An 18,849-nucleotide genomic window follows, 5' to 3' on the forward strand; every position below is an offset into this window, starting at 1 on the left:
GCGTCCCTTACGTCCGATGTTCCCATGACCGATCACGATCAGCTTTCCCGTTTCCTGCTGCCTGCTGCCGGCGTGCGCGGCGTCCATGTCCGCCTGACCCAGGCCTGGCACGACATCCAGGGGGCCGCCGATTACCCGCCCGCCGCACGCCAATTGCTCGGCGAGGCGGCGGTGGCCGCCGCCCTGTTCACCGGCCACACCAAGGTCGACGGGCGTCTGTCGGTGCAGCTGCGCGGCAACCAGACGCTGCGCACCCTGTTCGCCGAATGCACCGCGGCCGGCACCTTGCGCGGCATCGTGCAGCTGGCCGACGGCGCCGATGCGCCCGCCGACCTGCGCGAACTGGGCGAGGCCGCGCTGCTGGCCATCACCATCGAGAACCCCGGCCTGGACCCGCGCGAACCGCAGCGCTACCAGAGCCTGGTCGGCATGCAGGCGCCGGATCTGGCCGAAGCGTTCGAAACTTATTTCCAGCAGTCCGAGCAACTGCCGACCCGCCTGCTGCTGGCCGCCGGCCCGGATCAGGCCGCTGGCCTGTTGCTGCAAAAGCTGCCAGGCGACGAGGGCGACACCGATGGCTGGACCCGCATCGGCGCGCTGTTCGACACTCTGGGCGCACCGGAATTGCTCTCGGTCGCCAGCGAGGACCTGCTGCACCGGTTGTTCCACGAGGAAGACACCCAATTACTGGGCAGCAAGCCGCTCAGCTTCGGCTGCTCGTGCTCGCGCGAGCGGGTCGCCTCGATGCTGCAGTCCCTGGGCGAAGACGAGGCCCGTGCCGCTGCCGAGGCGACCGGCGAGGTCGAGGTCCGCTGCGAGTTCTGTGGGCGTGAGTATCACTTTCCGTTGACCGCACTGGACGTACTTTTCAGCGAGGCGCGCCCCCTGCAGGAGGCGCCGGAGCGGTTGCAGTAGAAAGGTTTGACAGGTGCGATCCGGGGATCGTGAGTACTTGTTAAATAATCATAAACACCCTAGCATTCCGACTGCCCGCTTCCGGGAACTTAACAACTGCCGCTGGGTCTGAACTCTGGTATGCGACACCTACTGCGCCTTCCGCTTGCTCTGATGGTTGCCCTTGCGGCGGCTACGGGTGTGCATGCGCAGTCGACCCAGCAGGTACGTGAAAGCACCATCCTGCCGGTGTGGAACAAGGGCAGCGGCAAGGTCGAAGCCTTTCTGTACCTGGAGCCCACCGGCGAGCAGAGGGCCGGTGCACGCTGGCACTTCGGCCGCAACTCGCTGGACGCGGCATTCGGCCTGACCTCCGGCGACTCGCTGGGCCTGATTTGCAACAGCAGCCGCGGCACCAACATCAACGGACTCGCCAGCCACTGCCTGCTCGCAGGCATCGGCGATGACGAAGAAGACAGCGCCGCCGCATCGCGCCGCGTGTCGGCAACCCTGGGCTTCAACCGTGGCGGCGCACGCGCCGGCGTCACTGCCGGTACCGGCCGGGATACCCTGCCGGCCTGGTTGATCGGCGCCGGCAAGGCACCGCTGACCCGCGTCGAACAGAACGACCTGACCGTGTTCGGGCAGAAGAACATCGGCCGCGAAGGCTTCGTTTCGATCGGCGGCACCTATGCGCGCGCGCGCCTGGTACCGCTGGCCGACGTTTCGCCGGCGATCGCCGACCAGTGGGACAGCAAGACCCTGAGCGTCGGAGGCGGCTACGGTGCCTTCAGCGCCAACGTCATCGGCCGCGTCGTCGACGTCCCCGGCCAGCCGGAAAAGTGGGAAGGTCTGGGCCTGGGTCTGACCTGGCGCACCCCCTGGAGCGGCCAGCTGACCGTCGGCGCAGAGAACGTCATCTCCCGCGGCAAGAACCCGTTTGCGCCGAGCAATGAGAGCAACAGCGACGGCACGATCCCGTACGTTCGGTACGAGCAAGACCTCTAAGTAATTGATTTTAAATTATTTTACCTAACGCCATCGGCTTGCAGCCGGTGGCGTTTTGCGTTCCAGCACTCGGCCTGCGGCAGCCTTTCACGTCTTTCTTCTTTTTCGTTAACGGGACTTTAATTTCTCGCATAACGCATATACCATCGGTTCACCCTGACGTTTTGGATCCGCTTCTTTCGGGCCCCCGACAGGCAAACAACCCTTGGCAGTACCCAAGATCACTTGGAGAGAGAGCTAATGAATTGCAAGTCCAACAAGCTGCGCGATGCAGTCGTCCTCGCGCTTGTCGTGGGCGTCGGCGGTACCGGTACCGCCATCGCTCAGGAAGCCGGCACCACCAACCTCGACAAGATCGAAGTGACCGGTTCGCGCATCAAGAGCGCAGACGTTGAAACGTCGCAGCCCGTTCTGACGCTGACCCGTCAGGACATCGACAAGCAGGGCGTCACCTCTGTTGCCGATGTGTTGCAGCGCGTGGCAGCCAACGGCGCGGCGCTGAACCGCACCTTCAATAACGGCGGCGACGGCAGCTCAGGCATCGCGCTGCGCAACCTCGGCAGCGCACGTACCCTGGTGCTGGTCAACGGCCGCCGCTGGACCACGGGTCTGGACGGCAGCGTCGACCTCAACACCATTCCGACTGCGATGGTTGAGCGCATCGACATCCTGAAGGATGGCGCGTCGACGATTTACGGCTCCGATGCCATTGCCGGCGTGGTGAATATCATCACCCGCAAGAACTTCGACGGTGCCGAGGCAGGCGTCAACGTTGGCCAGTACAGCGATGGCGATGGCCAGCGCCAGGCCTACGACTTCACGATCGGCACCACCACCGATCGCGCAAGCCTGCTGCTGGGCGCTTCGTACGTGCAGGAAGAGTCCGTCATGGCGGGCGATCGACAGATCTCCGCTGGCGGTCCTCCATTCTTCAGCGGCCAGAGCGGCACCGGATTCCCGGGTTCGTATGTGCGCAATGGTGCGCGCCGCATCCTGATCAATGGCGTCGAAACGCCTTACGTGGCCAATGTCCACGGTTACAACACCGCGCCGGACAACTACCTGCTGACCCCGCAGGAACGCACCTCGCTGTTCGCTCAAGGTACTTTCAACTTCACCGACAACGTGACGTTCCGCACCGAGGCGATGTACAACGAGCGCAAGTCGGAGCAGTTGCTGGCGGCAATGCCGGTCACCGGCCTGACCTTGAGCGCCGACAGCCTCTACAACCCCTTCGACCAGAACCTGACCAGCGTCAACCGCCGCTTTATCGAAACCGGTGGCCGCTCGTTCAATCAGAACGTCAAGAACTGGCACTTCTACGGTGGCCTGGAAGGTTTCTTCGAATTTGCCGACCATAGCTTCGACTGGGATGTGGGCTATCGCTACGACAAGTCCGATCAGAACGATCTGACCTACGGCCTGTTCAACCTTGCCAACCTCAACAACGCCTACGGCCCCTCCGAGCTGCGTGGCGGCGTGCCGGTCTGCGTCACCGCACCCGGTGGCGACGTGATTCCCGGATGCGTCCCGGTCAATCCGCTGGGCCCGCGCGGCTCGATCAGCCAGGCGGCGCTGGATTACACCGGCTTCACCGCGCACGACTCGTCCTCGGTTGAATCCAAGGGCTACACCGCAAATCTCAGCGGCGACATCGTCGACCTGCCGGCTGGCCCGCTGGCCTTCGCGGCCGGCTACGAATACCGCAAGGAAAGCGGCCAGTTCGATCCGGACGCCTTCATTGCGGCGGGCCTCAGCACCGGCAACGGCGCACGCCCGACTGCAGGCTCCTACAGCCTGGACGAGTTCTATCTGGAACTGTCGGTCCCGGTGCTGGCCGATCTGCCGGGCGCCCAGCTGCTGGACTTCAGCCTCGCGACGCGTTACTCGGACTACAGCAACTTCGGCGACACCGTGAACAACAAGTTCGGCTTCCGCTGGAAGCCCATTCAGGACTTGATGATCCGCGGCAACTACAGCGAAGGCTTCCGCGCGCCCAGCATCAACAACCTGTTTGCCGGTAACGCCGACTCGTTCGAAACCTACGCCGATCCCTGCTCGATCCAGGCTGGTCAGCTCAGCAACCCGGTCGTGGCACAGAACTGCACCGCAGCCGGCGTGCCTGCCAATTTTGTGCAGCCCGGTGCAGGCACCGGCGCCAAGCAGACGCTGGAGCCGTTCACCTACACCTCCAACGAGCAGTTGCAGCCGGAAACCTCGACCAGCCGCACCCTGGGCCTGGTGTTCAGCCCCAGCTTCGCGCAGGGCTTGAATGTCACCTTGGACTGGTGGCAGATCGAGATCGAAAACGCGATCACGCGTCCCGCAGCACAGTTCATCCTCGACAAGTGCTATGGCGGCAGCGCCGGCGAACAGGCTCAGTACTGCGCGCTTGTCACGCGTGATCCGACCTACGCCGATGGCGCCTACACCATCACCAACATCAACATGCCGCTGTTGAATCTGGCGTCGTACAAGGTGGAAGGCTGGGATCTGGGTATCAACTACCGCTTGCCGGAGACGGCGTTCGGCCAGTTCACCATCAGCTGGGATTCGACCTACCTGTCGAGCTGGGAAACCAAGGCGACTGCCGATTCCGAACTGGAGCAGTTCCAGGGCCGTTACCTGAATCAGGATCCGTACTGGCGCATTCGTTCCAATCTTTATGTCGATTGGTCCCTCGGCGATTTCGGCATCAACTGGGGCATTCGCTACAAGTCCGGCATGGAGGAAGTCTGCCCGCTGTCTGCAGCGCTGGCCCAGGCGTATTGCTCGGAGCCTGATCGCGTCACCGCCGACGGCGCATCGCCGCGTAACCACATCGGCGCGACGACGTATCACGACATCCAGGTGCGTTACAACACGCCTTGGAATGCAACCGTGTCGGTCGGCCTGAACAACGCGTTCGACAAGGATCCGCCGGTCGCGTACAGCACGTCCTACAACATGTTCGATCCGCAATACGATCTGCCGGGCCGCTACATGTACATGCAGTACCGCCAGCGCTTCTGATAGAGCCTGCGGCGTAAAACAACTACGGCCCCGAATGGGGCCGTAGTTGCGTCTGGAGTTCAAAAAGCGGGAACCGGACGCGGCATCCAACGCGTGCCGGTCACCCCGGAATCAAGGTCTGGATCACATGCTCGACATAGGCCTCGAAGTCTTCGCGGGCCTGCTTGGGTTGCTGCAGTTGCAGCGAGAGCTGCAGGAAACCGACGTAGGCGGCGTAGGCCAGGCGGGCGCGGTGTTGGGCGTCGGTGCGGCTCAGGCCGGCCTGGCGGAACGAGGCGATCAGGTAGTCGAGGCGGCGCTGCGAGACGCGGTCGATGACCGGGCGCACGGCCGGGTGGTCGAGTGCCTTGAGCAGTTCGCTGTAGATGACGTGCGGCTTGACTTCGTGCGCGACCAGTTGAAACAGCGCGCGCAGGCGTGCGCTGGGGTCGGGCACGTCCTCCAGGCTGCCGAACACTTCCTTCTGTTCGAAGATTTCCCAGCGTTCCAGGGCTGCCTGCAGCAAGGCATCGCGCGAGGGAAAATGCCAGTAGAAGCTGCCCTTGGTCACCCCGAGACGGCGTGCCAGTGGCTCCACCGCGACGGCACCCACCCCTTGTTCGGCGATCAGGTCCAGTGCGGCCTGCGCCCAATCGTCCGCGCTGAGGCGGTTGCCGCGACCGGACGTGGCGCGGGGCGTGGTGAGGCTTGGGTCGGTGATGTCATTCATTGCCGCGATTTAACCATACGCTTGAGTCAGTTGCAGTATGCATCACAAAAAGGACATACAACTGCCACGATTCAATGGCTTAACCGTCCATACCAAGGAGTATTGACAGCGACCCAGACAGGTCCATACCATGAGGTATGGTCACCTCTTCTCCGAGCCTCGCCCATAGTGCGTCTACCTCGCGCATCGACGCTGGCGAGACATCGCTTGCGGTGTCGGTGCGGGGCGCGGACCACACGCCGACGGTGCTGCTGGCACACGGCTTTGGACAAACCCGGCACGCGTGGGAAAGCACTGCGGTCCAACTGACCGAAGCTGGCTACCGGGCGCTGGCCTACGATGCGCGCGGCCATGGCGATTCCGGTTTCAACGACGCAGACCTGCCCTACTCGGCCACGCAGTTCACCGATGACCTGATCGTGTTGGCAGGCGAGCAGGCCGAGCCACCGGTGCTGGTTGCCGCATCGATGGGCGGCTTGTTCGGCCTGCTTGCCGAGGCGCGCTGGCCAGGTCTGTTTCGCGCGATCGTGCTGGTCGACATCACGCCGCGCTGGGATACCGCGGGCGTGGAGCGCATCCTGCGTTTCATGACCGCACATCCGGATGGCTTCGCATCGCTGGATGCCGCCGCCGATGCGATTGCCGCCTATTTGCCACAGCGCCCACGCAAGACGGCCGAGCAATTGCAGGCCTTGCTGAGGCAGCGCGCAGACGGGCGCTGGCACTGGCACTGGGATCCACGGCTGGTCGATGAGCTGGCGGGACAGGATCCGCACGCACAACAACAGACCTTGCTGGACGCCGCCGCGCGGGCGCGTTGCCCGATGTTGCTGATCAGCGGCGGTCGCAGCGACCTGGTCACTCCGGACACCATCAAGGAATTCCTGTTGATCGCGCCGCATGCGCAGCACGTGCATCTGCCCGATGCCACGCACATGCTGGCCGGCGACGACAACACCACGTTTACCGCAACCGTGTTGCATTATCTGGACGCACTGCCCCCGGTTGGCACCATCGCAGCGTCCAACATTACCGAGCATGTCACTGGAGCAAGACCATGAGCATCGTTGCACCGTTCCTCCTCGTCATCCTGGCGGCGGGCATCGCTGCCTATCACCGCATGCGCCTTGCCACCTGGGTCGCGCTGAGCGCCTGTGTGCTGGTGGCCTGCTGGTTGCTGGGTGCCAATCTCACCGCAACCATCGTCGCTGCCGTGCTGGTGGTGCTGGTTTCCGCACCGGTGCTGTTGCCGTTCCTGCGCAAGCCGCTGCTGACCACGCCGCTGATGGGCTTCTTCCGCAAGGTGCTGCCGCCGCTGTCGCAGACCGAGCGCATCGCGCTGGAAACCGGCTCGGTGGGCTTTGAAGGCGAACTGTTCACCGGCGACCCGGATTGGCAGAAGCTGCTCAACTATCCCAAGCCGCAACTGAGCGCCGAAGAGCAGGCCTTCCTGGATGGCCCGGTCGAAGAGCTGTGCAGGATGGTCAACGACTGGGAGATCACCCACGTCCACGCCGACCTGCCGCCGGAGCTGTGGGAATACATCAAGAAGAACAAGTTCTTCGGCATGATCATTCCCAAGCAGTACGGCGGGCTGGGCTTCAGTGCGCTGGCGCATCACAAGGTGATCCAGAAGCTGTCCTCGATCTCCAGCGTGGTCAGCTCCACCGTCGGCGTGCCCAACTCGCTCGGGCCGGGCGAGCTGCTGCTGCATTACGGCACGCCGGAACAGAAGGATTACTATCTGCCGCGCCTGGCGGTCGGCGCAGAAGTGCCGTGTTTCGGCCTGACCGGTCCGTTCGCCGGTTCCGATGCGACCTCGATCCCCGACTACGGCATCGTCTGCAAGGGCGAGTGGAATGGCGCCAACGTGCTCGGCGTCAAGCTGACCTTCGACAAGCGCTACATCACCCTGGCGCCGGTGGCCTCGCTGATCGGCCTGGCATTCCGCGCCTACGATCCGGATGGCCTGATCGGCGACAAGAAGGACATCGGCATCACCCTGGCCCTGTTGCCGCGCGAGACCCCCGGCGTGGAAATCGGCCGTCGCCATTTCCCGCTCAATTCGCCGTTCCAGAATGGCCCGATCCACGGCGAGGAAGTGTTCATCCCGCTGAGCCAGCTGATCGGCGGCGTGGAGATGGTCGGTAAGGGCTGGAACATGCTCAACGAGTGCCTGGCGGTGGGCCGTTCGATCACCCTGCCCTCCACGGCCAGCGGTGGCAGCAAGTATGCCGCCGTGGTCACCGGCGCGTATGCGCGTATTCGCAAGCAGTTTGGCCTGTCGGTCGGACGCTTCGAGGGCGTCGAAGAAGCGCTCGCGCGGATCGGCGGCAAGGCCTATGCCATCAGCGCGTTGTCGCAGGCCACCGCTGCGGCGGTGGACCGTGGTGATGTGCCATCGGTGCCGTCGGCGATCGCCAAGTATCACTGCACCACCATGGGCCGCGAAGTGGTCAGCGACATGATGGATGTGATCGGCGGCAAAGGCATCATCCTGGGGCCGCGCAACTTCGCCGGCCGTGCCTGGCAGGCGGCGCCGATCGGCGTGACCGTGGAAGGCGCCAACATCATGACCCGCAGCCTGCTGATCTTCGGGCAGGGCGCAATCCTGTGCCATCCGTGGGTGATGAAGGAAATGCAGGCGGCGCAGGATCCGGATACGCGTCGTGGCCTGGAAGAGTTCGACCAGAGTCTGTTCGGGCATATCCGCTTCGGCATCTCCAATGCGGTGCGTTCGTTCTGGTTCGGGCTGACCGGTGCGCGCATCGGGGCAGCGCCGGGCGATGCGTACACGCGGCGCTTCTTCCGCAAGCTGGATCGTTATTCCGCCAACCTGGCGCTGATGGCCGACGTGTCGATGCTGATGCTCGGCGGCAAGCTCAAGTTCAAGGAATCGCTGTCTGGCCGTCTGGGCGATGTGCTGAGCCACATCTACCTGACCAGCGCGATGCTCAAGCGCTATCACGACGAAGGCGCGCCGGCGACCGATCAGCCGCTGCTGGCCTGGGCGTTCCATGACAGCGTGCACAAGATCGAAACCGCGCTGTCTGCGGCGCTGCGCAACTTCCCGATCCGTCCGGTGGGCTGGCTGATGTGGGTGCTGATCTTCCCGCTGGGCCGTCGTGCCGAAGCACCGGGCGACCGGCTGGGACACCGCGTGGCATCGATCCTGATGACACCGAACGAAGCGCGCGACCGTCTGGGCCAGGGCGTGTTTCTGACCCCCTGCGCCAACAATCCGGGCGGACGTATCGCCAGCTATCTGGCCAAGGCCGTGCTGGCCGAGCCGGTGGAGCGCAAGTTCCTCAAGGCGCTCAAGACCAAGGGCATCGAAGCGCTGGATTTCACCGCGCAGCTGGACGAAGCCGTGGCCGAAGGCGTGATCACCGGCGACGAGCGCAGGCAGCTGGAAGAGTTGCGCGAGATGATGATGGACACCATCACCGTGGACGATTTCGACCCGCACGAACTGCGTGCGGCCAGCTACTACGACAAGCCGCAAGCCCAGCAGCCGCGCGAAGCGGCGTAGGTCTCAGGCCGAGGTGACAAGCAGACAGCGGCGGGCTTCGGCTCGCCGTTGTCGTTTGTGGAGATTGGCTACTGTAGAGACCGACCATCTCGCAGTTGCATTGCCTGTCGCTGTCACCTTCGACCAGTTCGCGACACCTGCAATTCCAGCGAGCCGCCTAGTAGGAGCGGGCTTGCCCGCGATGAAGCTCTACCGGTAACGCCCCATCGCGGGCAGGCCCGCTCCTACAGGAAGCGAGCACACCGCCTCAGCGCGGCAACCACAGCAACGCCAGGGCAATCAGCGCGGGCAAGGCCTGCACGAAAAAGATGCGGCGGTTGACGCTGTAGGCACCATAGCAGCCTGCCACGACGACACAGCCCAGAAAGAAGCCCAGCACATCGGTGCGGGCCTGCAACGCGCCCCAGAACAGGCCCGCTGCCAGGAAGCCGTTGTACAAGCCCTGATTGGCCGCGAGCACGCGCGTGGCTTGCGCCTTCTCGGGAGTATTGCGGAAGGTCTTCAGGCCCAGCGGCCGCGTCCACAACGCCATCTCCAAGACCAGGATGTAGACGTGCAGCAGAGCGACGCACAGGCCGGCAACGATGGCGAACAGGGACATGGCGGATCGGCGTGATGGATGTGGCGACCAGCATAGCTGCGATCGTGGCCCTGCTGCTCGGAACAGGCGACGGAACCCGGCACGCCGGCAAGAGGCGGGGGATGTGCAGGACCTGCATGCATGATCGGAGCGTCGCGATTGCGGACATCGGCGGCGTGTCCTGCAATGGCCTGATCTATCTGCTCGCCACGCTCTCCCAAAGGCAAAAGCGGCTAGTCCAGACAGCGGCATCGCTAATGCATGTCATGCCCTGCTTGCCAGTGCACACCGACCATCTCGACCGGTCCTTGCCCGCTCACCGTCGCGGGACCTTACGCGGCACGGATGTCGCGTAAGAGCCTACAAGGACGTACTTGCGGCGTGTCCCGCGACGGTGGGCGGGCAAGGGCCCCGCAGCAAGCTCACAGCGTCGAGGGCGCGGCGAGGACACCGCGCAGGCTGCGGCTGTTTTGTTGAACACCATGCACACCGACTAGCTCGACCGGTCCTTGCCCGCTCACCGTCGCGGGACCTTACGCGGCATGGATGTCGCGTAAGAGCCTACACGGACGTACTTGCGGCGTGTCCCGCGAGGGTGGGCGGGCAAGGGCCCTGCAACCAGGCCATTTGTTGACCGCTCCTAGTCGGAGACCTGATTGCCAGTCTCCGCATCGCGCTCTGCGGGCAGTTTGCGCGCCTCGCGCAGCAGGCCGAACGCGCCAAGGGTCATGCCCGATGCCACCAGCAGACCGACGCCGAACACCGCGCTGGAGCCGAATGCCGACACCAGCTTGTGCACCCAGACGAAGGTGAGATCGCCACCGCGGTAGATCACGGTGTCGATCGCAGCGCCGGCCTTGTAACGCCATTCCCGATCCACCCGCGTGTACAAGGTCTCGCGCGCCGGCTTGGCCAGTGCGAACTCGCTGGAGCGGGTGATCACCTGCACGATCGCAAGCATCATCGGCAGCGGCGAGGCCGTCAGCACGGCATAGCCCAGCGTGATCGCCACGCCCGGAATCAACAGCGCCGGTGTGATGCCGAAACGCGACAGCAGCGCGCGCGTCACCAGCAGCTGCAACACCAGGGTAAGCGCGTTGATCGCCAGGTCGATGCTGGCGTAATAGGCGGTGGCCGCCGCTGCGTCCGTGTAAAGCCGGCGTACCAACGCTGCCTGCTCGTTGTAGAGCAAGGTGCCGACGCCCACGCCGAACAGCACCATGAAGGCCAGCCAGCGCAGCAACGGCTCGCGCACGATCAGCTTGAGCCCGCCCAGCACATCGCCGCCCATCGGCACCTCGCCGGAGCCCAGCTGTCGCTCCTGCTCGCGCGCAACCGCCCACAGGCGCAGACGCAGCACGCACACCACGCACACGGTCAGAAACCCGGCCGAGACCAACATCAGATGCGCGATGCCGATGCGCTCGACCAGCGTGCGGGTGAGGATCGGTCCGAGAAACGCGCCCAGCGTGCCGGCCGCACCGATGTAACCGTAGTAGCTGCGCGCTTCGGCATTGCTGAAGACGTCGGCCATGAAGCTCCAGAACACCGCCACCGCAAACAGGTTGAAGACGGTCACCCACAGGAAGAACGCCAGGCCGCGCCCGGGCACGCCGCTGTCGAACAATACGTAGAACAGCAACAGGGTCGCGATGAAGAAGCCATACACCGCCGGCAGGAACACCCGGCGCGGGTAGCGACTGACCAGCGCGCCGTAGACCGGCTGCAGCAACACCATGATCAGGAAGGTGCAGGTAAACAGCACCTGCAGGGTGAAATCCTTGAGCGGTATGCCGTGCGTGGCAAAGAAGGCGATCATGCCGGTGGGGAAAATCGCTTCCACATCCGCCGACGCACTCATCGCCTCGCGCACCGGGCGCAGCACGTAGTAGCCGCTGAGCAGGCAGAAGAAATACAGGAACGACCACGCCAGCGGCGGCGAGCTGCGCAATGCCACGCTCAGACGGCCAGCCGCAGAGCGCGGCGAAGACAGGCTGGTCATCGGGTAAGGCTCGCTCGCATCGACGAGCGCGACAGCAGGGACATGGCAGCGGCAACACCCGCGAAACAAGCGCGCAAGTTAGCCGATGCCGCGCTGCATCACCAGCAGCAGCGGGCGGCACCGACTAAATCGATTGCCTGCGGAGACGGCACGCCGCTTGCAGCTGTCTCCGCACGGGCTCCCGATTGCGTTGCAGAGGGTCCTGGCAGTTCGATTTATGAACCTAAAATCATCAATAGGATCAACACGATGCCCATTCATCTTCCGGCAGTTTGTGCTATTGCAAAGCGCGGCGCTAGAATCGTCGGAGGCAGTGGAACAGGCGGGACAACCATGACTCAAATGCGCAGGCGCCGACGGTTCCGACCGTTGGCCATCGGGCTGCTCGGGGCGTTATTGCCTCTGGCCCTCTCTTCCACCGCGCAGACACCCGCGCCGGCTGCTTCTGCGCTGCAGCCGGCCACCGTCGTGCAGTCGCCCACCGCCCCGCTGCAATACCGTGCATCGCTTCCGGCCAGCCAGGTGCTGGCCCCGGCGGCCGGGTTCGATGTGGCCGCGTTCGAATCGATGGCCAACCAGTTGACCTACGGCAATCGCCTGCCCGGCATGGCGATGGCGATCGTGCAGGGCGGCAAGGTGCTGAGCGCGCGCGGCTATGGTGTCACCGACGTCAATCACCCGCAGCCGGTCGATGCGCATACCGTGTTCCGTCTGGCATCGCTGTCCAAGGCCTTCGCCGGCACCATGGCCGGGTTGCTGGTCAACGACGGCGTGCTGCGTTGGGACAGCAAGGTAGTGGACTATGTGCCCGGGTTCCAGCTCAGCAATGACGTCGCCACCCGGCAGCTCACCGTCGCCGAGGTGCTGAGCCACCGCGTCGGGCTGACCCGCAACGCCTACGACAACGATATCGAATCCAACGTCGACTACTACTCGCTCAGCCACAAGCTCGCCGCCGCGCCGTTGCGCTGCGCGCCCGGCGATTGCTATGCGTACCAGAACGTGGCCTTCAGCCTGGTCGGCGATGTGGTGTTCGCTGCGTCCGGCAGCTTCTACGAGCAGTCGGTGGAGCGCCGCATCTTCAAGCCGCTGGGCATGAACGATGCGAGCATGGGTCTGGCCGGTATCCAGGCCAGCCCGCGCTGGGCACGCCCGCATGTGCGCAGCCGCAATGGCTGGGTGTCGTTGACGCCCAAGCCGACCTACTACCGTCTGGCCCCCGCTGCCGGCGTCAATGCCAGCGCCAGCGACATGGCGCAGTGGCTGCTCGCGCACACCGGCCACCGCACCGACGTGCTGCCTGCGCCGCTGCTGGCGACGCTGCACGCGCCGCTGATCTCCACGCCAGGGGAGATGCGCTCGGGTTGGCGCCACGAGCGTGTTGACGCTGCCAGCTACGCGCTGGGCTGGCGCGTGTTCGACTACGCCGGCCATCAGGTCGTCTTCCATGCCGGCGCAGTGCAAGGCTATCGCGGCCTGGTCGCGCTGCTGCCCGAACGTGATCTCGGCATCGCGATCATGTGGAACGGCGAGAGCGGCCTGCCCTCCGGCATGCTGCCCACCATTCTGGATCGAGCGCTGGGTCTGCCCGCCAAGCGTTGGCTGGATATCGATGTGGATGGCGACTTCGGCAGCGAGAACATGCTGGCCGAGCGCCCCGATCCTGCCGGCAAGGGCGCCTCGTCGGGCAAGTCGGTGGCATCGCCGCGCTGAGTTGGCGTTGCGGCGACCTCGCACACAGGCGGCTTCGGCCGCCTGTGTCGTTTCTGGCCTGCAGGATCGAGTCGGGCGTGTCGACATCGGTGGCCGGAAGCCGGGCATCGCTCCATGGCCATGCGATGACGATCATGGCAGGCGCAGGTCTGAGTCACCTTGTCGAGTAAGCGCGTCAGACCTGACTGAAAAGCGAGAGCGTGGCTGCCCACGATGCGGCCCAATGCATCTACTCCCGCTTGGCACGACCAACACACCGCACCGCTAGGCCAATCGATGGCGGCACGACCGATCGGGACAGACGATGGTCAGTTGGGCGGGCGGCGCAGCGGCCCAGCCCACCGGCAGCGTTGGACCGGAGAAAGCGGGTGGCGGGTGGCAAGCGGCGATAGTGCGGCGATAGCTACAACGTCCCGGCCTGACATCCCGTCACGCACAGCGCAACGCATCCGGCGGCGATAGCTTCGGCTGCCTGCGTGCGACCGGGACTCCCCCATCACGGATGCGCTGGATCCGCCAATAAAAAAGCTCCCTCCCCGCTGGGCGTCGGGGAGAGAGCTCGATGTTTACGGCGATCGGGTGGTGCAGATCAGATCAGCGGCGCCGGGGTTGCGGGCAGCGCGACCGGAGCGGCCTTCTTCTTGCGAACGGCCGGCTTCTTCTTGGCGACCTTCTTCACAGCAGGCTTCTTGGCGGCAGTCTTCTTGGTGGCGGACTTCTTGGTCGCCTTCTTGGCAACTGCCTTCTTGGCGGTCTTCTTTACCGCTTTCTTGGCGGTCTTCTTGACGGCCTTCTTGGCGGCGGTCTTCTTGGTCGCCTTCTTTGCAGTCTTCTTCACTGCCTTCTTGGCGGCAGTCTTCTTGGTCGCCTTCTTTGCAGTCTTCTTCACTGCCTTCTTGGCGGTTGCCTTCTTTGCAGTCTTCTTGACGGCCTTCTTGGCAGCAGTCTTCTTCACTGCCTTCTTGGCGGTTGCCTTTTTGGCGACCTTCTTGACTGCCTTCTTGGCGGCAGTCTTCTTCACTGCCTTCTTGGCAGTGGGTTTCTTTTTCGCAGCTTTTGCAGTGGCCATGTAATTGGCTCCTCGTCAGTGAACTATGGAGGTGAAACGCCCAGTTGAAGCAAACCCCGCAACGGCATGCCGTCGTCGGGAACCGTCCGCAGGTAATGCGCGACGGGACGGATACAGAAACACCCGCATCGAACAGCGACGCGGGTGCGTGATCGGAGCGACTGCTGCTTTTTCGGAGAGAAGCGGACCCAACTCCACCGTGGATAGCGCTTCGGTGGACATAGGGAACAAGCGTGTCGGCTTGATGTCGATTCTGCTCACTCTCTTTCGCAGCAACGTCTGCTGGGCGAAACCTAATCACGCTTTTTTTTACTGTCAACACTCTTTTGCATTTTTTTTTCAACGCCTCGTCGCGGCGCGTCCCGTCGAGCGTGTCCAAAGACGCCGTGCGGTGGCGCGCGCCGCTGCCCTTGGCATGCAGCGGCGCAACGACGTTTTCAAAAAAGCACTTCTTTTGTGCTGTTTTTTTTTAGCGATGCAGACGCGCACGCTGTTGTCCACTGCAGCGACACAACAGCGCACGCCCGCTTGCCGCGGTACGCGCCGCCTGTCCGCCAGCTGAAAATTTTTTATCGACCAAGCTTGCCCAAGGCCTCGCACAAGCAAAAATGCGCAAACTTATTGCGCGTTTTTCGACCCATGCGTGCATCCGCGTGCACTGCCAACGGCATCCGTTGCGCACCGTGTCCAAGGTTGGATGCAGGCGACGCTGCAAATATTTTTCACCGGCTGCACGCCATCTCCTCACGACCGGCTCACGTCGGAAATCCGACACCGCGACGGTCGCAACGCAGTCGACGATGTCGCGCGCGCATGCCGCTGGCGAGTGCACGGTCGTCGAACATCGGCAAAGGCTTTGACTGCGAGCGACAGCCGGCACCGGCCGGACGCGTGCAGCGCGGCAGGACGCACGCCATCGGCAGGCGGGATCGGCGCGCGGCCATCGCCACGCAGACAAAAAAATGGCCGCTCCAACGAGCGGCCATCCGGGTGTGCGACGGGCGAGGCGCGGTCAGTGCGCGTCGTCTTCCAGCAGCTCGGCGTAGTCGTCCGGCGACAGCAGGTCGTTGAGCTCTTCCTTGTCGTCGAGTTCGACCACGAAGATCCAGCCTTCGCCGTAGGCGTCTTCGTTGATGGTTTCCGGCTTGTCGCTGAGTGCGCTGTTGACCTCAACGACGGTGCCGCTGACCGGGCTGTAGACGTCGGAGGCGGCCTTGACCGACTCCACCACCGCCGCGCCGGTACCGACCTGCACGGTGTCGCCGACGCCGGGCAGTTCGACGTAGACCAAGTCGCCCAGCAAGCCCTGCGCGTGGTCGGAGATGCCGACGGTCACGCGGCCGCTGCTTTCGACGCGGGCCCACTCGTGGGATTTGAGGAACTTGAGGTCGCCAGGGATCTCGCTCATGGGTGTGCTCCGGGGAAACTGTTGGGTTGGGGACAGGTGGCTAGTTTAGACCGCACGACAACACAGGTGCACGCGCGTATCGGCCGGTGGGTGGCGATGGATGTCGCACGCTGCCGGACGTTTGCACGCCCGGCAGAGGTCTGACTCATTCGCCGAGGACGCCAGGCTGCGCCTGGCCGTCGCGCACGAACGGAAACTTCACCGCGCGCAACGGCACCTGCTTGCCACGGATGTCCACGCGCAGCGCGTCGATGCTGCCGGCCGGCACGCGCGCGAACGCGATCGCCTTGCCGAGCGTGGGCGAGAAGGTGCCGGACAGGATCTCGCCTTCGCCGCTGGCGCTGAGCACGGTCTGTCCATGCCGCAGCACGCCCTTCTCGTCCATCACCACACCGATCAGCTGACGCGGTGCGCCCTGCGCCTTTTGCGACTCGAGCACGGCGCGACCGATGAAGTCGCGACCGTCGTCCAGGGCGATCGTCCAGGCCAGCGCGGCCTCGTATGGACTGACCGTGTCGTCCATGTCCTGGCCGTAGAGATTCATGCCGGCTTCCAGACGCAAGGTGTCGCGTGCGCCCAGACCGGCCGGCTTGACGCCCTGCGCGAGCAGCGCGTTCCAGAACGTCACTGCTGCCTCCTGCGGCAACACGATTTCGAAACCGTCTTCGCCGGTGTAGCCGGTGCGCGCAAGGAACAGTTCCACGCCATCGCGCGAACGCGTCTGCAGCGCAGCGAAACGGCCGAGCTTGCTCGCCGCTACGGTATCGGCCGGATCCACCAGTTCGATCACTTTGGCGCGCGCGTTGGGGCCTTGCACGGCGATCATCGCAAAGTCGCCGCGCTCTTCCACGCGCACCTGGAAGGCTGCGGCCTGTTCGCCGATCCACTGCAGGTCCTTTTCGCGGGTGGCGGCGTTGACCACCAGGCGGAAGAAGTCCTCGCGCAGGAAGTAGACGATCAGATCATCGATCACCCCGCCCTGCGGGTTGAGCATGCAGGTGTACAGCGCCTTGCCGGAGACCTTGAGCTTGTCCACCGAGTTGGCCAGCAGGTAGCGCAGGAACTCGCGCACGCGCGGACCGTGCAGGTCGACCACGGTCATGTGGCTGACATCGAACATGCCGGCGTCGCGACGCACCTGGTGGTGCTCGTCCAGCTGCGAGCCGTAATGGATCGGCATGTCCCAACCGCCGAAGTCGACCATCTTGGCGCCGAGCGCACGATGGGTGTCGTTGAGGATGGTCTTCTGGGTCATGCGCACCGGTCCAAGGGAAAGAGCACCATTATCGCCGCCTGGCCGTGCCTGGGGAAACGGCGCAGGCGATGCGGCAACGCGCCGCCGACACCTGGACCTGGCCGCGCCCTATCGCGCCGCGCTGCAGCATCGCTGCATGGGCACGACGCGTGCCCTGCCCGATCAACCGGCCGCCTGCACCTGCAAGGTCATGCCATCGACACCGACAATACGCACCGGCGTGCCGGCCGGAAGGTCCGGGCCGCTGACCACCCAGAACGCGTCGTCGACCTTGGCACGGCCGCGTCCCTCCCGGATCGCCTGGTCGAGCACCACGCAGCGACCGATCAACTGCTCGGCACGTCGGTTGAGCAGGGGCCGATCACTCTGCCGGCCCTTGCCGCGAAACCAGCTGCGATACACCTGCACCGAGACGAAACTCAGCAGCACGAAGGCAACGATCTGCAGCAGCAGCGACATGCCCGGCAACGCGAGCACCAGCACGCACACCGCTGCGGCGGCAATGCCCATCCACAGCAGGAACGCGCCGGGCACCAGCGTCTCGGCAGCAATCAATAGCAACGCCAGCACCGCCCAGGCCACCACGTCCCAACGCATGGCTCAACCTCCCACGCGCGGGGGCATCGGCGGCACGCGCACATGGCTCGCGTCGGGTTTGTTCAGCGCTTCCTTGGCCAGCTCGGCAATGCCGGCGATCGAGCCGATGACGCCGCTGGATTCCATCGGCATCAGCACGAACTTCTGGTTGGGCGCGGTGGCCAGCGCCTTGAACGCCTCCACATACTTCTGTGCGACGAAGTAATTGATCGCCTGCACGCTGCCGTTGGCGATCGCATCGGAGACCATCTGGGTGGCTTTGGCTTCGGCCTCGGCCAGACGCTCGCGCGCCTCGGCGTCGCGGAACGCGGCTTCCTTGCGGCCTTCGGCTTCGAGCACGGCGGCCTGCTTCTCGCCTTCGGCGCGCAGGATTTCCGACTGGCGCGAGCCCTCGGCTTCGAGGATCTGCGCGCGCTTCTCGCGCTCGGCCTTCATCTGCCGCGCCATCGAGTCGATCAGGTCGCGCGGCGGCTGGATGTCGCGGATCTCGATGCGGGTGACCTTGATGCCCCAGGGATTGGTGGCCTGGTCGACCACGCTGAGCAGCTGCGCATTGATGGTCTCGCGCTGGCTCAGCGATTCGTCCAGATCCATCGAGCCGATCACAGTGCGGATGTTGGTCTGCACCAGCGCGATCGAAGCGATCTCCAGGTTGGAGACCTCATAGGCGGCCTTGGCGGCATCCAGCACCTGGAAGAACACCACGCCATCCACGCGCACCACCGCGTTGTCCTTGGTGATGACGTCCTGGCTGGGGACGTCGAGCACCTGCTCCATCATGTTGATCTTGCGCCCCACGCCGTAGACCACCGGCACCAGAAAGTGCAGACCCGGACTCATGGTGTGGGTGTAGCGGCCGAAGCGCTCCACCGTCCACTGAAAGCCCTGCGGCACCATGCGCACGGTCTTGAACAGCACGATGACGCCAGCGACCAGAACGGCGATGGCCAAGAAAGAAGTCGGAAACATGAGCAGCCCCTTGCGATGACGAGTCGATCCTTGGCTGGAGTATGCCCTAGCGCCACCTGTCCCCACTGCGCGCCCTAGCTTCGGCAACGGCGGCCGCGACC

The 18,849-nt window shown here is 64.4% G+C and carries 15 protein-coding genes; 7 read left to right on the forward strand and 8 right to left on the reverse strand.

Annotated features, from left to right (window positions below; genetic code table 11):
• Positions 1-24 precede the first annotated feature (24 nt).
• The 3 genes from hslO to AC1PLS_RS14980 all read left to right on the forward strand — a co-directional run bounded on the left by hslO (position 25) and on the right by AC1PLS_RS14980 (position 4,914).
• Complete coding sequence (gene hslO / locus AC1PLS_RS14970; protein ID WP_024939249.1) at positions 25-915, forward strand: Hsp33 family molecular chaperone HslO; 891 nt, start codon at positions 25-27, stop codon at positions 913-915.
• A gap of 153 nt (positions 916-1,068) precedes the next feature.
• Positions 1,069-1,902, forward strand: coding sequence for an XOO1806 family protein (locus AC1PLS_RS14975; RefSeq protein WP_024939250.1), 834 nt, complete (start codon positions 1,069-1,071; stop codon positions 1,900-1,902).
• Between the two features lie 240 nt (positions 1,903-2,142).
• Positions 2,143-4,914 carry a TonB-dependent receptor gene (locus AC1PLS_RS14980; protein WP_166770612.1) on the forward strand — a complete coding sequence of 924 codons (2,772 nt, stop codon included), beginning with the start codon at positions 2,143-2,145 and terminating at the stop codon, positions 4,912-4,914.
• Positions 4,915-5,014: 100 nt separating this feature from the next.
• Here AC1PLS_RS14980 and AC1PLS_RS14985 read toward each other — a convergent pair whose 3' ends face one another.
• Positions 5,015-5,623: a TetR/AcrR family transcriptional regulator gene (locus tag AC1PLS_RS14985; RefSeq protein ID WP_016902764.1), complete on the reverse strand. Its 609-nt coding sequence runs from the start codon at positions 5,621-5,623 to the stop codon at positions 5,015-5,017.
• Positions 5,624-5,760: 137 nt separating this feature from the next.
• On the opposite strand from AC1PLS_RS14985, the gene AC1PLS_RS14990 reads away from it, so the two are divergent.
• Complete coding sequence (locus tag AC1PLS_RS14990) at positions 5,761-6,684, forward strand: alpha/beta fold hydrolase (RefSeq protein WP_184378926.1); 924 nt, start codon at positions 5,761-5,763, stop codon at positions 6,682-6,684.
• Positions 6,681-9,155 (forward strand): acyl-CoA dehydrogenase, encoded by a 2,475-nt coding sequence (locus tag AC1PLS_RS14995; RefSeq protein ID WP_024939254.1) that lies wholly within the window; start codon positions 6,681-6,683, stop codon positions 9,153-9,155. Before AC1PLS_RS14990 ends, AC1PLS_RS14995 begins: the two co-directional genes overlap by 4 nt.
• Positions 9,156-9,402: 247 nt before the next feature.
• Here the strand turns inward: AC1PLS_RS14995 and AC1PLS_RS15000 are convergent, their stop codons facing one another.
• Complete coding sequence (locus AC1PLS_RS15000) at positions 9,403-9,756, reverse strand: DUF1304 domain-containing protein (RefSeq protein WP_046343744.1); 354 nt, start codon at positions 9,754-9,756, stop codon at positions 9,403-9,405.
• Positions 9,757-10,375: 619 nt separating this feature from the next.
• Positions 10,376-11,737 carry an NTP/NDP exchange transporter gene (locus AC1PLS_RS15005; RefSeq protein ID WP_184378928.1) on the reverse strand — a complete coding sequence of 454 codons (1,362 nt, stop codon included), beginning with the start codon at positions 11,735-11,737 and terminating at the stop codon, positions 10,376-10,378.
• Positions 11,738-12,070: 333 nt separating this feature from the next.
• Between AC1PLS_RS15005 and AC1PLS_RS15010 the strand changes: the two genes are divergently transcribed.
• Positions 12,071-13,450: a serine hydrolase domain-containing protein gene (locus tag AC1PLS_RS15010; protein WP_039813429.1), complete on the forward strand. Its 1,380-nt coding sequence runs from the start codon at positions 12,071-12,073 to the stop codon at positions 13,448-13,450.
• A 589-nt stretch (positions 13,451-14,039) separates the two neighbouring features.
• On the opposite strand, the gene AC1PLS_RS15015 is transcribed toward AC1PLS_RS15010, so the two are convergent.
• Positions 14,040-14,519 (reverse strand): hypothetical protein, encoded by a 480-nt coding sequence (locus AC1PLS_RS15015; RefSeq protein WP_039519650.1) that lies wholly within the window; start codon positions 14,517-14,519, stop codon positions 14,040-14,042.
• Between the two features lie 244 nt (positions 14,520-14,763).
• On the opposite strand from AC1PLS_RS15015, the gene AC1PLS_RS15020 reads away from it, so the two are divergent.
• Positions 14,764-15,081, forward strand: coding sequence for a hypothetical protein (locus tag AC1PLS_RS15020; protein WP_184378930.1), 318 nt, complete (start codon positions 14,764-14,766; stop codon positions 15,079-15,081).
• A 450-nt stretch (positions 15,082-15,531) separates the two neighbouring features.
• Here AC1PLS_RS15020 and gcvH read toward each other — a convergent pair whose 3' ends face one another.
• The 4 genes from gcvH to AC1PLS_RS15040 form a co-directional block, all read right to left on the reverse strand.
• Entirely contained in the window at positions 15,532-15,927 is a 396-nt protein-coding gene (gene gcvH / locus AC1PLS_RS15025) for a glycine cleavage system protein GcvH (RefSeq protein WP_024939260.1), read from the reverse strand.
• Between the two features lie 145 nt (positions 15,928-16,072).
• Positions 16,073-17,182, reverse strand: coding sequence for a glycine cleavage system aminomethyltransferase GcvT (gene gcvT, locus AC1PLS_RS15030; protein WP_184378932.1), 1,110 nt, complete (start codon positions 17,180-17,182; stop codon positions 16,073-16,075).
• Between the two features lie 162 nt (positions 17,183-17,344).
• A complete protein-coding gene (locus AC1PLS_RS15035) occupies positions 17,345-17,779 on the reverse strand; it encodes an NfeD family protein (protein ID WP_102251534.1) in 435 nt (144 codons plus the stop codon).
• Positions 17,780-17,782: 3 nt separating this feature from the next.
• Entirely contained in the window at positions 17,783-18,748 is a 966-nt protein-coding gene (locus tag AC1PLS_RS15040) for an SPFH domain-containing protein (RefSeq protein WP_024939263.1), read from the reverse strand.
• Positions 18,749-18,849 lie beyond the last annotated feature (101 nt).

It is taken from the genome of Xanthomonas sp. NCPPB 3218, assembly GCF_056725185.1.

Excerpts from the sequence above, each read along its gene's own strand:
- hslO (WP_024939249.1), top strand. The coding sequence starts at position 25 with ATGACCGATCACGATCAGCTTTCCCGTTTCCTGCTGCCTGCTGCCGGC.
- AC1PLS_RS14975 (WP_024939250.1), top strand. The coding sequence starts at position 1,069 with ATGGTTGCCCTTGCGGCGGCTACGGGTGTGCATGCGCAGTCGACCCAG.
- AC1PLS_RS14980 (WP_166770612.1), top strand. The coding sequence starts at position 2,143 with ATGAATTGCAAGTCCAACAAGCTGCGCGATGCAGTCGTCCTCGCGCTT.
- AC1PLS_RS14985 (WP_016902764.1), bottom strand. The coding sequence starts at position 5,623 with ATGAATGACATCACCGACCCAAGCCTCACCACGCCCCGCGCCACGTCC.
- AC1PLS_RS14990 (WP_184378926.1), top strand. The coding sequence starts at position 5,761 with ATGGTCACCTCTTCTCCGAGCCTCGCCCATAGTGCGTCTACCTCGCGC.
- AC1PLS_RS14995 (WP_024939254.1), top strand. The coding sequence starts at position 6,681 with ATGAGCATCGTTGCACCGTTCCTCCTCGTCATCCTGGCGGCGGGCATC.
- AC1PLS_RS15000 (WP_046343744.1), bottom strand. The coding sequence starts at position 9,756 with ATGTCCCTGTTCGCCATCGTTGCCGGCCTGTGCGTCGCTCTGCTGCAC.
- AC1PLS_RS15005 (WP_184378928.1), bottom strand. The coding sequence starts at position 11,737 with ATGACCAGCCTGTCTTCGCCGCGCTCTGCGGCTGGCCGTCTGAGCGTG.
- AC1PLS_RS15010 (WP_039813429.1), top strand. The coding sequence starts at position 12,071 with ATGACTCAAATGCGCAGGCGCCGACGGTTCCGACCGTTGGCCATCGGG.
- AC1PLS_RS15015 (WP_039519650.1), bottom strand. The coding sequence starts at position 14,519 with ATGGCCACTGCAAAAGCTGCGAAAAAGAAACCCACTGCCAAGAAGGCA.
- AC1PLS_RS15020 (WP_184378930.1), top strand. The coding sequence starts at position 14,764 with ATGTCGATTCTGCTCACTCTCTTTCGCAGCAACGTCTGCTGGGCGAAA.
- gcvH (WP_024939260.1), bottom strand. The coding sequence starts at position 15,927 with ATGAGCGAGATCCCTGGCGACCTCAAGTTCCTCAAATCCCACGAGTGG.
- gcvT (WP_184378932.1), bottom strand. The coding sequence starts at position 17,182 with ATGACCCAGAAGACCATCCTCAACGACACCCATCGTGCGCTCGGCGCC.
- AC1PLS_RS15035 (WP_102251534.1), bottom strand. The coding sequence starts at position 17,779 with ATGCGTTGGGACGTGGTGGCCTGGGCGGTGCTGGCGTTGCTATTGATT.
- AC1PLS_RS15040 (WP_024939263.1), bottom strand. The coding sequence starts at position 18,748 with ATGTTTCCGACTTCTTTCTTGGCCATCGCCGTTCTGGTCGCTGGCGTC.